Here is a 13,612-nt window from a genome sequence, read left to right as displayed (position 1 = left end):
GGCTGTCAGTTCGCTCCAAGCGTAACCAACCCATCCCATCTACTAATCCGCGACATGGCCGAATCTTGGAAAATGAAACTGCTCCGGTGGCGCTTCAACCGCTACCCCGCCTACCGACAATCAGGGGCGCGCGTGATGCAGATCGCGGAGGACTTTCGGGAAATCATCGTCCGGCTCCCGCTGAACCGCAGCACCCGGAACCTCCACGGCACGATCTACGGCGGAGCCATGTATGCCGCCGTCGATCCCCTCCACGCAGTCATCGTCGCCGCCAATCTCGGGCCGGACTACCACGTATGGATGAAGTCCGCGCAAATCGACTTCAAGCGGCCGGGCCGCGGCGACCTCTTCGCCCACGCCCGCGTCAGCAAGCACGAGATCGAAGAAATCCGCACCGCACTGAAGCACACGGCCAAGCTCGACCGCGTCTTCACCCTCAACCTCGCCGACGAATCCGGCCAGGTCTCCGCCCACTTCACGTTCACCGTGCACATCAAGCGCCGCGGCGCGCACGAAGCCCCGATGGAAGAACTCGTTTTCACCCGATGACTGCTCCCCTCGCCGACCAAGTCGTCTTCATCACCGGCGCCAGCCGCGGCATCGGCCGCGCCATCGCCCTCGCCGCCGCACAGGCCGGCGCGCACATCGTCGTGGCCGCCAAGACCGCCGAGCCGCACCCGAAACTGCCCGGCACGATCCACACCGTCGCCGAGGAGGTGCGCGCCCTCGGCCGCGAAGCCCTGCCGCTCCAACTCGATGTGCGCGACGAGATCGCCGTCCAGGACGCCTTCGCCGCCGTCGCGCAAAAATTCGGCCGCCTCGACGCCCTCGTAAACAACGCCGGCGCCATCTCGCTCACCAACGTCGAAAACACGCCGGTCAAGCGCTTCGACCTCATGCAGGAGGTCAATGCCCGCGCCCTCTTCGTCTGCGCAAAAAACGCCCTCCCGCTCCTGCGCGCGTCGGGCCGCGGCGGTCACATCGTCAGCCTCTCGCCGCCGCTGAACCTCAACCCGCGCTGGATCGCCCCGCACGCGCCCTACACTCTCTCGAAATACGGCATGACGCTCCTCGCGCTCGGCATGGCGGCCGAATTCGGCCGGGATCGCCTCTCCGTGACGACCCTCTGGCCACGCACCACGATCGCGACGGCCGCGATCGAATTCGCGGTCGGCGCGGAGCTCATGCGCTTCTCCCGCACCGCCGACATCATGGCCGACGCCGCGCTCGCCATCCTCACCACCGCCGACGGATCGCTCAACGGCCGCAGCCTCCTCGACGAAGACCTGCTCCGCGAACGCGGCCAGACCGACTTCACCCGCTACGCCGCCGACCCCGCCAACGCCGACCGGCTCCACCCCGACCTCTTCCTCGACGCCTGACCGCGCCACTGAAATCCAAACCGATGTTACGTATTATGTAACAAACCGCCTCTCGCCTCCGCCCATGCGCCCGCTCTCCGACACGTCCGAATCCGCCTCGCCCGCCAAATCGCCACCCAGCGAACAGAACCTCCGCTTCATCCTCGGGCTCAAGCTCAGCCAGCTGCGCAAGCAGAAGGGCCTGCCCCTGAAGGACGTCGCCTCCCGCGCCGACCTCGCGATTTCCTACCTCAACGAAATCGAGAAGGGCAAAAAATACCCGAAGCCCGAGAAGATCCTCGCCCTCGCCAAGGCGCTCGGCACCACCTACGACGAACTCGTCTCGCTCCAGCTCGGCGAAAAACTCCACCCGCTTTCCGGCGTGCTGAAATCCGGCGTGCTCGAGGAGATTCCCCTCGAAGTCTTCGGCCTCACGCCGACCGGCCTGCTCGAGATAATGTCCGCCTCGCCGGAAAAGATCAGCGCGCTCTTCGACACCTTCGTGAAGATCGCGCATCGCTTCGACGTCACGATCGAGCACCTGCTGCTCGCCGCGATGCGCTCCTACGTCGAGCAGAACCAGAATTACTTCGAGGATGTCGAACTCACCGCGGAGAAATTCCGCACCCAGCACGAATGGGCGCGCACGCAGACGCCCGACCTCGCCAAACTCCGCGAACACCTCACGAAGCGCCACGGCTACACGATCGACGACTCCGTGCTCCCCAACCGCACCGATCTTCAGGACATGCGTGCAATCACGTTCGGCGGCGAGACGCCGCAACCCCGCATGTTTCTCAACTCGCGCCTCTCGCTCTGGCAGCAGGCCTTCCTCCTTGCGCGCGAGATCGGCTACCGCGAGATGGACCTCGTCGAACCGGTCACCACCTCGCCGATCGTGAAGGTGACTTCGTTCGACCAGCTCCTGAACAATTTCCGCGCCTCCTACTTCGCCGGCGCGATGCTGCTCGACCGCCACCTGCTCGTGTCCGACCTGCGGCAGTTCTTCGCCCGCACGCAGTGGGACGGCAACATGCTCGTCGCGATCAACCGCCGCTACCAGGCCACGCCGGAGATGTTCTTCCACCGCCTCTCGCAGATCGTCCCGCGCTTCTTCGGCCTCGAGCAGATGTATTTCGTGCGCTTCGACCATCACCGCGGCACCACCGACGTGCGCATCGGCAAGGAACTGCACTACCAGCGCATGCACGGCACGCATAGCGTCGGCGTGAACGAGCACTATTGCCGCCGCTGGGTCTCGCTGCGCTCCCTCGTCGAGCTCGACGCCCGCCGCGCGCGCGAAGGCTCCGCGCTCATCGTCGCCGGCGCCCAGCGCTCGCGCTTCTACGCCAGCAACGACGAATACTTCTCCATCTCGCTCGCGCACCCGCGCTCGGCCAATCCCGAGATGAACTCCTGCGTCACGCTCGGGTTCGTGATGAACGACGCGCTCAAGAAGTCCGTAAATTTCTGGAACGACCCCACGCTGCCCAGCGCGCTCGTCGGCGACACCTGCGAACGCTGCGGCATCGCCGACTGCGAGTCGCGGGCCGTGCCCGCCGGCATCCGCCAACGCGAGGATCGCCGCGCCCGCCAGCTCGCCGCCCTCGCCCAGCTGCAAGTCGAGGTCTGAGTCCGCCCGGACTCGGCCGGGCCCATGCCGTCGGGCGCGCATCTCGACTGTAGCGATCCGCACTGAAAGGTGGTCGTCACCGTCCCCGGCGACGACTGGCGTCGACCGGGACGCCGACGCCCGCCTATGTCATGATCCCAAAAAGCGCAGACCAAAAACCAGCCACGGATCGCACAGATAGCACGGATGAATGAGTTCGAGCGGAGATCGTAACGGCGGACGCGTTCACCGGCTGAGTGAGCGGTGGAAATTCACCCGCGCATGGCTGATCCGTGTCCTCCGTGAAATCCGTGGCGCCAACGGCGTTTCCCAGGATGATCTCAGCTCAGTATCCGCCGCGCAGACGAGTGGCCGCGTCGCTGCTCGGGGCGCGCCCGGTTTGGGCGAAGGCGTTTTTGCGGCGCGGAGTGAAAAACGCCTGCACGGCGAAAATCATGTCCATGTCATCCTTGCTTTTCGACGCGCGCACGGCGCAGCCGAGATAACGCAGCTTTTCATCCACGATGTTGGCGCGATGCCCCGGTGAGTTCATCCATTCGCCCACGATGGCTTTCGCGAAGCTCGCGTAGGTGTGCAAGCGCACCGGCCCGCCCGTGCGCGAGTCGCGCAACGTGGAGTCGTTTTTCAGCCAGTAGACGCTCGTGTTCCTCGGCACATCGTAGATCGAGAGCAGCGCGATGTTCTCCGAAACCCGCAGTGGATCCAGTCCGGCAAAACGGACGCGATCCGCGGGTGTGGCGATGAGCGGAAACGGATTCGTGTGACTCGGCGGGCGGAACAGCGCCCCGATGTTGGCCTGAGTGTCGGCGGCCTCATCCAGCTTTGGCTCCCGCGCGAAAGGCTTGCGGCCGAGCTGCACGCGGACGCGATTGGTCTCATCGAAAATGGCGCGGGCCAGGAGCGCTTGGTCGAGCCGCGCTGCGTCGATCGGATCCGTCAACTCCGCGGCCCAGCCGCTTGCCACGAACAGGAGCAAGCCGGCGAGCGGGAGGATGGCGCGCGCGTGGATCACGCCGGCACGAAATCGATCGACGGCGACCGCGTCAAATTCACGGCGACCAACAGCGCTCGGCCGTAGGCGTAGGGCGCAAAAAAAGCCGCGCGGCAGCGCGGCTTGGGTTTCAGGAAGCAGACGAAACGGCGCTCACTTCCCACCGAGCGCCATGTCTTCCATGAGGGCGAGCGCGGTGGCTTCGGCGATGTCGTGCACATCGAAGCGCGAGACGATGCGGCCGGCGTCGCGATCCTTGCCGATCACGTCGCGCGAGCTGGCTTGGCCGACGATGGCGGAGTCGCTCAGGCGAATCGCGGTCGCCTGGATGTCGGGGATCACGGTGGTCGTGTCGCCGGAAACCTTCGGGAGCAGGATTTCGCGGCTGGAAATGAGAACCTCGATCACGACGTCGGCGACTTTCGCGAGGGCCTCGCGGTCCTTGCGGGCCTGCTCGTTGCCCGACGCGGTGAAATGATCGAAGGGTTTGTCGGCAATGAGCGCGGCGGCGACACGTTGGTCGGCGAGTTGCGCGCCGGCGGCGCGGAACGGACGGCCGAACAGCCGCTCGACGTCGCGCACGGTCTGCTTGTCGGCGAGGGCTTCCTTGGTCGCGCCGGTGGACTCGTAAGTGTTCTCGGCGGAGACGTGCTCCTTGCTCGAAGTCGTGGTGCCGCGCCCGGTGGCGACGACGGTGCCGGGTTGCGAGCCGGAGTTCACATTCACCTGCACTTGCGGTGCGTTCGCGGGCTGCGCGGCGGCATCGGCGTCGCTCTTGGTTTCGCCGCGATCGGCTTCGGTGCGCTCGGTGCGTTTCGTGAGGTGCAGGCCGGAGTTGGCGTCGACGAGGTCGCGGTTCACGTAAAACAGAATGCGCGGCTTGCCGAGTTTACCGTAGGCTTCGGCGAATTTGTCGACGACGGCGCGGGCCTGCTCGGGCGCGACGATGGAGCGGTTTTCCGGTGCGTAGAGTTTCTGGCCGGCGTCGGTGGGCGCGAGCGAGGGCGGCATGGCGGGCACTTGCTGCGCGAGCGGCGGGCGCTCGCCGTCGGTGCGGGATTGCGCCTGGACGGTCACGGTGGCGGCGCCGATCGCCGCGAGGAAAACGAGAGCAGGGGTGGGTTTCATGGTCGGCTCAGCGCGCCTGGCGGACGGCGATGGTGTATTTGTGCGCAGCGTTGGTGTGCGCCGTGAACGTCACGGTCTCGGTCGCGTTCTCGCCGAGGATGAGCGTCTGCCACGGCGTTTCGTCGCCGGTGGAGAAGCCGCCGCCGTCCTTGAACACGCAGCGGATCTGGACCTGGATGCGGCGGGCTTCGCGGTTTTTCACGTTGGCGAGGACTTCCAGGCGACCGTCGCTCGTGGTGCGTTCCTGGAGGCCGGTGCAGGTGATGGAGATCTGCGTGGGACGGTCCATGAGCACGAATTTTTCCGTGCTCTCGAGCGTGTAGCGGGTGGTGTCCTGCGGGAGAAACGGGCCGGGCGGCTGCTGGCAACCGGCGAGAAAGGCGGTGGCGGCCAACGCAGCGAGGCAGAGGGACGACTGGACGGAGTTCATAACGGTGCGGTCTGGTGTTGAGGTGTTGGACAGCGCCATAGGGGAAAGTTCACCTGTCGGCGGGGTTTTTTGCTAATTCGCTGAGAAACAGGACGGTGTCCCGGTCGCGATCGGCGGGGACGTGCAGGGTAAATTCGCGGGTGTGGGCCTCGAGCACGCGGCCGGACACGTCGAGGTAGTTGATCTGGGCGGGGTAATCGCCGGGCGGCAGCTGGAGCGCGGTGAAGCCGAGGTAGCGCGGCAGGTTGTCCCACGCGCGCAGGTCGGCGTGGGCGACGGTGGACGCGGAGAGCGCCTTGCTCAGGAGGCCGATGGCCGCGAGCGCCACGGCGGTCTGGTCGGAGCCGCGGCCGCTCTCGCCTTCGTCGCGTTTGCGCTCGGCGCGTTCGTGAGCGATGGCGGCGCCGATGAGCGAGAGATCGCCGACGGTATCGGTCGCGCCTTTGAACACCGCCTTGTTGCCGAGGATGTAATCCATCACGCGGCCGCCGCGGGTCGTGGCTTGAAAGTAGAGATCGTCCCACGGCGCGAGCTCGACGGTGCGACCGGCGACGGTGAGTCGCGCGCTGCGGGCGGCGGATTCTCGCTCGGAGAAACGCAGTTTCTCGCCGTAGGCGCCGTCGGCGTATTTGAGCGGACCCTGGCCCCACTCGGCGAAGACGAGCACGTTGGCCTGCGCGTCGTAGGCGGGGAGCGCGTGCTTCGCGTTTTTCTCCGCGCGCTGGAGCGCGTCGCTGCCGTCGGCGGCGAGTTTGGCGCTGGCGAGACCGTCGAGGTAATCGAGCAGGATGTAGTCCGCGCGGTAATCGCCTTCCTCGGCCACGCTGTCGATGAGCTGGCCGGAGCGGTAACAGGCGCGGGCGTTATCCGGCTCGCCGTCGCGCCAATAGAGGAGCGCGCGGTAATAGTAGGCCATGACGCGCTCGTAGGGTTCGCCGATGAAGGTCTTCCGCTCTTCGCCGGACCACAGGCTGCGGGCGCGCTGGGCGTCCGCGCGGTTGGCGAGGATGCCGCCCATGGTGAGGATGGCGTCGTCGAAGCGCTCCTTCGCCTCGTCGTAGGCGCCGGCGCGGAGCGCGGCGAGGCCGAGGCGGTATTGCCAGAGGACCTTGTCGCGCACGACGGTGCCGGCGAGCTTGGGGTCGTTGGTGACGAGCAGCTGGTCGGTGGGCAGCGCGGGGCCGACGCAGCCAGCGAGGGTGACGACAACGGCCACGAGCAGAATCGCCCGTGGCCCGATGGAACGGAGACGCGACATCGCGAGAAAGTGAGCACGGCAAAGCGCCGTGCGTCACGCTCAACGATAAGCGGCGTCCTCGAGACCCTGTTTCTTGATCTCGGCGGAGCTCTCCCAGACGATCTCGCTCGTGCGGGCGTCGGTGAGGCGGAAGCTGTAGAGGACGTAGTCACTGACGCCGGCGGACGTGCGCGTGGTCAGGCCCTGGAGCTTGCCGGTGAGGAAGTAGTCGGCGCCGCGGAACTCGACGACGTTCGGATCGCTGCTGGCGGTGACCTGGCCGTTCATCTTGAGCTCACGCTCGCGTTCGAGCGTCTTCATCATCTCGCGATCGAGGAAGCGCACGCGGCCGGCGGCATGCTCGTTCAGGTTCGAGCGGATGCGCGTGAGGAAGATGTCCTTGTTGATCGGGAAGCGGGTCTCGTTGACCACCGGCTCGAGCACCACGCGCGGCGTGGTCTTGGCGTTGGCGACCTCGGGGATGCCGAGGATGCCGCGGACCATCTTGTCGGTGACGGCGACGAGGTCCTGCGATTCAACGCCGGTGCCGGCGACGAAGCCGCGCTCATCGGGGCGCATTTCTGTCACGGGGACGCCGTTGGGATTCTGCACGCCGCCGACGGGTTGTTGGCAGCCCGCGAGAAACGCGGCGCCGAGCGCACAGGTGGAAACAATCAGGAGACGAGGGTTCATTGGGTGCTTGGTAACGAAAAACGAAAGCGACGCGGGCGCGGTCAACGCCCGAAAAGACTGTTCGCGCTGCTCATCGGCGACGAGTTGCCGTAGTAATTGTTCACGATCGTCACCTGCTGCGGCTGCGCTTGCTGCTGCGCCGGCTGCGCGGCGACGACCTCGGTTTCGTAGGCGCGCGCCGGGACGATGCGCCGATACGGGCGGGCGACCGACGCGTCACGCGTGGATCCGAGCACCGCGCCGGCCAGCGCGCCCCAGAGCGCACCACGCGCGCCGTTGCCGCTGCCGGTGTTGTTGCCGATGATCGCACCGAGACCGGCGCCGACCAGCGCACCGCCGAGCGCGCTGTCACCGGAGCCGTAATAGCCGGTGTCGTAGCTGTAGCTCGGGTAGCTGTAGGCGTAGCTCGGGTAGTCGTAGGTGCCGTAGTAGCTGCTCGGCCAAACCGTGTAGCGAGGAGAGTAATAGCCGTAGTAAGGCGTGAACGGCCGGAAGCCCACATTCCAGTAACCGTAGCTGCCGCCATGACGGCGATAATCGCGCCGCCCCCAACCGTCGTGGTAACCGTAGCCGACGCCCACGCGCACACTGGTGCGCGATTCGCCGCGCCACGCAGAGCGCGAGCTGTTCGCGTCGTCCGCCGCCGCGCCGAGCACCGCACCGGCCGCGGCGCCGATGAGCGCGCCCTTGCCGCCGTTGCCATGGCCGCTGTTGTTGCCGATCACCGCGCCGGCGATGCCGCCGAGGACGGCGCCACTCACGGCATTGGGACGAAACGTCTGCGCGGAAACCGACAAAGTGGTCGCGCCCAGTAGGGCGATGGCGAGGAAGTTCTTCATGGTTGGTGAGGGCCGACGGATGGGACACATACCCTAGGGAAGTGTTTCACCCGGAATCAACGAGCGAGCCGGATGCCCCTTAGGGCACAGCCCGCTGTTGCGTTGGCCGGCCGGCGAAGCTACTTGGATTTTCCGACAAAACAACCACTTAGCCCACGTGATCCGCGGCACATTCGATCTTCCGGTGCTCTTCGACTACGGCGCGACTTTCGCGTTCGGCCTGTCGGCGGCGCTCGCGGGCATCAAGCGGCACTATGACATTGTGGGCGTGCTCGCACTGGCGCTGGTCACGGGCCTCGGCGGCGGCCTCATCCGCGACGGGCTTTTCCTCGTTCAAGGCCCCACGCCGCTCCTCACCAATCCGCGCTACATCCAGCTCATCGGCGCGGCGGTCGTGTGCGGCATCCTCTTCGGTTCGCGCATCCATCACTTCGCCCGACTCATCGCCGTCGTGGACGCGCTCGGCCTCGGCGCTTACGCGGCGTTCGGCGTCCAAAAATCCCTCCACGCCGGCTTGTCCGCGCCGGCGGCGATCCTCGTCGGCGTCGTCAACGCCGTCGGTGGCGGCGTCCTGCGCGACCTGCTCTGCCGCGAGGAGCCGCTCGTCTTCAAGCCCGGCCAATTCTACCTGCTCACCGCGCTCGCCGGCGCCGTCACCTTCGTCTTCTGCAGCGTGAACCTCGAGCTGTCGGCGAATCGCGCGGCCATCGTCGCGGTCGTGCTCACGTTCATCTTCCGTGCGCTGACCATCCGTTTCAACTGGCGCACCGCGCCCGTCTCCTCCGGCTCGATCTTCGAAAACGACGACGAACCGCGCCCCGAGCGGAAGTAGTTCCCCGCCGCGCACGCGGCGGCGCCGAACGCCCGAGCGCCCACCGGAGATTTCTCTCCGGTATTTTCCCGGCAAATCTGCGCTACCGTGCGCGACGCCGAAAGTTCCGGCCAACCGCCGGGAATAGTTTCGCCCCGCCGCGAACTCCGCTCCGCCGCGCGCAGTCGCATCTGGTGAACCCGAAACCTCAACCTAGGAACAACCATGAATACCACGACCCGTTGCCTCCTCGTTGTCGCTTCCGCTGCGGCCCTCGCCGCGACCGGTTCGGCTCAACTCGCCCACTCGGCCGCGAACGCCGCTGCCAGCGTCCACCCGGTCGTCCCACCCATGCCGCCTCCGCCGGCCGCCACCGTCAACGCCTCGGCTGCGGTGCAAAACGCCGCCAGCGTCCGCGCGCCTGTCCTCCCACCCGCCACCACCGCCGCGACCGCGGCGACGGCCACGACGAGCGCGGCCGGTGCCTCCGTCGTAGCTTCGCACCACCCCACGGTCGCCGGCAGCGTCAACGCCGCAGCGACAGGCCAGTTGCACGGCGCCGCCGGACTCGACGTTGCCGCGACGCAGGGTCTCAACGCCACCGTCGCCCCGGCCACGACCACCATGCAGATTCAGCAGGCGACATTCGAGTCGCGGAAACAACTTTCCGCCGACCTCGAAGCGAAGATCGAGGCGAGCGAGAAGGCCCTCGCCAACCTGAAGACGCGCGCCAACAACGCGAACGACCGCGCCCGGGACGATCTCGCCCGCGCACTGCGCGAGGTCCGTGCCAAGGAAAAGGAACTGCGCTCCTCCCTGCGCACCGCTGCAAAAACCACACGGGAATCCACGTGGGGCGATGTGCAGGCCCAACTCGCCCACGACTACTCCGCCTACGCGAACGCCGTGATCGCCGCGGGCGCCGTGGTCGACGACAGCGCTTCCGCTTCCGAGCCGAAGTCCTGACCCGCCCTCGTCAACCCGACCGCAGTTCTCCCTTTCGCCGGGGCGGCGCACGCCCCGGCGCGAGCGGGATCATTTTCCCATGAAACTTCTTCGCCCACTCCTCCTCGGCGGCGCGTTCACGGCCGGCGCCAACGTGGCGAGCAACGCCATCTCGGCGACGACACACGATGGCTCCGCGCACTGGCGCGTGTTCGCCCAGCGCCCAAAGGCTTCACCGATGCGAGCCCGGACATCAGCACTGGACTGCGCGCGAGCTGCCGTTTCCGAGCCAGGCAAGGCGTGAGCTCTGTCGCACTCGCGAGTGGCTGGGCGGGGCCGTTTGGCTCGCCGAGAACGCGCTGCCACTCGCCCGGGCGTTCAGTGTTCGCCCCCGCTTGGCGCATCACTTCGCCAGAGCTTCGGCGGTCGAGCTGCCGTGCACCGGACGGCCGCGGCGCGACGCGAGCCAGCGGGTGAAGCGGTCCATGTAGACGTAGATCGCGGGCGTGATGTAGAGCGTCAGCGCCTGCGAAACGACGAGGCCGCCCACGACGGCGAGACCGAGCGGCCGCCGCGAATCGGCGCCCGCACCGAGACCAAGCGCGATCGGCACGGCGCCGGCGAGCGCGGCGAAGGTCGTCATCATGATCGGCCGGAAGCGCACGAGGCACGCTTCGAAGATCGCCTGCTCCGCCACAAACGCGTCGCCCTGCTCACGCTCCTTCGCGATCGCGAAGTCGATCATCATGATCGCGTTTTTCTTCACGATGCCGATAAGCAGGATGACGCCGACGTAGCCCATCACGTTCAGCTCCTCGCGGAACGCCCAGAGCGTGAACAGCGCGCCGAAACTCGCGGCCGGCAGGCCCGAGAGAATCGTCAGCGGGTGGATGAAGTCCTCGTAGAGGATGCCGAGCACGACGTAGATCACGAGCACCGCCATGATCAGCAGCAGGCCCAGGCCTTGCAGCGACGACGCGAACGCCTGCGCCGAACCCTGGAAACCGTAGCTGATCGTCGCGGGCAGTTCCTTGCGCGCGAGTTCGCTCACGACACCGGAGGCCTCGCCGAGCGAGTAGCCGGGTTTCAGGTTGAACGAGATCGTGACGGCCGGCAGCTGGCCGAGGTGATTGACGGTGAGCGGACCGACTTCGCGCCGGAGCGCGGCCACGGTGTCGAGCGGCACGAGTTTGCCGTTCTTGCCCTTGAGGTAGATGAGCGAGAGCGCCTCGGGGCTCTTCTGGAACTCCGGCGCCGTCTCCATGATGACGTAGTATTGGTTCGTCGGCGTGTAGATCGTGGAGACCTGCCGCGAGCCGTAGGCGCTGTAGAGCGCGTCCTCGATCTGTGCCGGCGTGACGCCGAGGGCGGCCGCGCGGTCGCGGTTGATGTCGACGCGCAGCTGCGGATTCGAGATCTGCAGGTCGGAGTTCACGTCCTGCAGGCCAGGGAGGTCGCGCATCTTGCCCTCCATCTTGCGCGCGGCGGCGTAGAGTTCGTTGAGATCGCTGCCGAAGAGCGTGAACTGATACAGCGCCTTCGTGAGCGAGCCGCCGAGGCGGATCGGCGGGAGGAGTTGCGGATAAACTTTGAGGCCGGGAATGCCGGCCAGTTGCACGCGCAACTGCTGCGCGATGACGGCCGCATGCGCGCGCTGGTGACGGTCCTTCAGGATGATGAAGAAGCGGCCTTGGTTGCTGTTCGTCGCCGACGGCCCGCCGCCGATGGCGGACATGAACATCGTGACGTTGGGATTCTTCGCGAGGATCGCCGCGGCGGCCTGCTGGTGTTTCACCATCTCGGCAAACGACACGTCCTGCGCCGCCTCAGTGAACGCGAAGATCTGCCCTGTGTCGTCCGTCGGGATGAAGCCCGTCGGCAACACCCGCGCGACCACGACCGTCAGGATCGCCATGAGCAGCGCGACACCGATCGTGATGACCCGATGCCGCAGCGCGACGCGCAGCGTGCGCTCGTAGAAATCGCGCATGCGGTTGAAAAACGTCTCGAACGCCTCGTAGACACGCCCGTGCGTCTCCTGGTGGCCGACCGGATGCGCCTGCAGGAAGCGGCTGCACAGCATCGGCGTGAGCGTGAGCGACACGACGCCCGACACGAGGATCGACGCCGTGATCGTCACCGCGAACTCGTGCAGCAACCGCCCGAGGATGCCACCCATGAACAACACCGGGATGAACACCGCGACGAGCGACAGCGTCATCGACAGAATCGTGAAGCCGATTTCGCCCGAGCCCTTGAACGCCGCCTCGCGCACCGGCATGCCCTGCTCGGTGTAGCGGACGATGTTTTCGAGCATGACGATCGCGTCATCGACGACGAAGCCGACCGAGAGCGTGAGCGCGAGCAGCGAGAGATTATCGAGCGTGAAGCCCGCGAAATACATCGCGACGAACGTGCCCGCGAGCGCCAGCGGGATGGCGATGCCGGGGATGACGGTGGCGCGGACGTTGCGCAGGAACACGAAGATCACGAGCACCACGAGCACGATCGCGAGCGTGAGCGTGAACTGCACGTCGTTGACCGACTCGCGCACCGTTTCCGAACGATCGGCGAGGACGCTGAGTTGCACCGAGGCCGGCAGCTGCGACACGAAGGCCGGCAACAGCGCGCGCACGCGGTCGACGACCGCGACGGTGTTGGTGCCGGGCTGCTTTTGCACGGCAAGCACGACGGAGCGGTTGCCCTTGCCGTCGCGGTAGAACCAGCTCGCGACACGGTTGTCCTGCACGCTGTCGATCACCTGCGCGAGTTCGCTCAGGCGCACGGGGGCGCCGTTGCGGTAGGCGACGGCGATGTTCGAAAATTCGCCGCTGCTCGCGAGTTGGCCGGTGGCGACGACCGTCATCGCCTGCTGCGGACCGTCGAGCACGCCGGTGGGCAGGTTGACGTTGTGCGCCGAGAGCGCCGCGCGCACCTCGTCGAGCGCGATGCCCTTGGCCGCGAGCGCGCGGGGATCGAGGCGGACGCGCAGCGCGTATTTCTGCGCGCCGAAGATCGACACCTGCGCCACGCCATCGACGGTCGAGATGCGCTGGCCGAGGATCGTCTCGGCGTATTCGTTGACCACCGAGAGCGGCAGCGTCGGCGAGGCGAGCGCGAGATAGAGGATCGGCTGGTCGGCGGGGTTGGTTTTGCGGAAGGACGGCGGCGCCGGCATGTCCGTCGGCAGGCGGCGTTGAACCGCGGCGATGGCGGCCTGCACGTCCTGCGCGGCGGCGTCGATCGTGCGGTCGAGGGAGAACTGGATCGTGATCGTCGTGCTGCCGAGCGCGCTGGTCGACGTCATGGAGTCGATGCCGGCGATGGTGGAGAACTGTTGCTCGAGCGGCGTCGCGACCGCGCTGGCCATCGTCTCCGGCGTGGCGCCTGGAAGGCTCGCGGTGACGACGATGGTCGGGAAGTCGACGTTCGGCAGGTCGGAGACCGGCAGGAGCTTGTAGGCCATCGCGCCGAAGATGCACAGCGCCGCGGTCAGCAGCGTCGTCATCACCGGCCGGCGAATACAGAGGGCGGGGAGATTCAT

At 66.9% G+C, this 13,612-nt stretch carries 12 protein-coding genes; 5 read left to right on the top strand and 7 right to left on the bottom strand.

The window, feature by feature from the left end; genetic code table 11:
- The first annotated feature begins 72 nt into the window (after positions 1-72).
- From KF715_13095 to KF715_13085, 3 genes are all read left to right on the top strand, one after another.
- The gene (locus tag KF715_13095) at positions 73-549 is read left to right on the top strand and encodes a YiiD C-terminal domain-containing protein (protein ID MBX3737626.1); all 477 of its coding nucleotides are present in this window, start codon (positions 73-75) and stop codon (positions 547-549) included.
- Positions 546-1,382: an SDR family oxidoreductase gene (locus KF715_13090; protein MBX3737625.1), complete on the top strand. Its 837-nt coding sequence runs from the start codon at positions 546-548 to the stop codon at positions 1,380-1,382. Before KF715_13095 ends, KF715_13090 begins: the two co-directional genes overlap by 4 nt.
- A gap of 64 nt (positions 1,383-1,446) precedes the next feature.
- Entirely contained in the window at positions 1,447-2,994 is a 1,548-nt protein-coding gene (locus KF715_13085; protein ID MBX3737624.1) for a helix-turn-helix domain-containing protein, read from the top strand.
- A gap of 325 nt (positions 2,995-3,319) precedes the next feature.
- Here the strand turns inward: KF715_13085 and KF715_13080 are convergent, their stop codons facing one another.
- The 6 genes from KF715_13080 to KF715_13055 form a co-directional block, all read right to left on the bottom strand.
- The gene (locus tag KF715_13080; GenBank protein MBX3737623.1) at positions 3,320-4,006 is read right to left on the bottom strand and encodes a CAP domain-containing protein; all 687 of its coding nucleotides are present in this window, start codon (positions 4,004-4,006) and stop codon (positions 3,320-3,322) included.
- A 132-nt stretch (positions 4,007-4,138) separates the two neighbouring features.
- The gene (locus tag KF715_13075; GenBank protein MBX3737622.1) at positions 4,139-5,113 is read right to left on the bottom strand and encodes a hypothetical protein; all 975 of its coding nucleotides are present in this window, start codon (positions 5,111-5,113) and stop codon (positions 4,139-4,141) included.
- 7 nt (positions 5,114-5,120) lie between these two features.
- A complete protein-coding gene (locus KF715_13070) occupies positions 5,121-5,543 on the bottom strand; it encodes a YcfL family protein (GenBank protein ID MBX3737621.1) in 423 nt (140 codons plus the stop codon).
- Positions 5,544-5,592: 49 nt separating this feature from the next.
- A complete protein-coding gene (locus tag KF715_13065; protein MBX3737620.1) occupies positions 5,593-6,801 on the bottom strand; it encodes a hypothetical protein in 1,209 nt (402 codons plus the stop codon).
- Between the two features lie 39 nt (positions 6,802-6,840).
- Complete coding sequence (locus KF715_13060; GenBank protein MBX3737619.1) at positions 6,841-7,473, bottom strand: penicillin-binding protein activator LpoB; 633 nt, start codon at positions 7,471-7,473, stop codon at positions 6,841-6,843.
- A gap of 41 nt (positions 7,474-7,514) precedes the next feature.
- Positions 7,515-8,312, bottom strand: a complete 798-nt coding sequence (locus KF715_13055) for a glycine zipper 2TM domain-containing protein (GenBank protein ID MBX3737618.1) — start codon at positions 8,310-8,312, stop codon at positions 7,515-7,517.
- Between the two features lie 157 nt (positions 8,313-8,469).
- Here KF715_13055 and KF715_13050 point away from each other — a divergent pair, with 157 nt between their 5' ends.
- Both KF715_13050 and KF715_13045 read left to right on the top strand, forming a co-directional pair.
- Entirely contained in the window at positions 8,470-9,144 is a 675-nt protein-coding gene (locus tag KF715_13050; GenBank protein MBX3737617.1) for a TRIC cation channel family protein, read from the top strand.
- A gap of 204 nt (positions 9,145-9,348) precedes the next feature.
- Positions 9,349-10,089: a hypothetical protein gene (locus KF715_13045; protein ID MBX3737616.1), complete on the top strand. Its 741-nt coding sequence runs from the start codon at positions 9,349-9,351 to the stop codon at positions 10,087-10,089.
- Between the two features lie 382 nt (positions 10,090-10,471).
- On the opposite strand, the gene KF715_13040 is transcribed toward KF715_13045, so the two are convergent.
- Positions 10,472-13,612: an efflux RND transporter permease subunit gene (locus tag KF715_13040; GenBank protein MBX3737615.1), complete on the bottom strand. Its 3,141-nt coding sequence runs from the start codon at positions 13,610-13,612 to the stop codon at positions 10,472-10,474.

Origin of the sequence: Candidatus Didemnitutus sp. (assembly GCA_019634575.1) — a bacterium.
Taxonomy (GTDB): Bacteria; Verrucomicrobiota; Verrucomicrobiia; order Opitutales; family Opitutaceae; genus Didemnitutus.
This window is presented reverse-complemented; position numbering and strand designations above follow the sequence as displayed.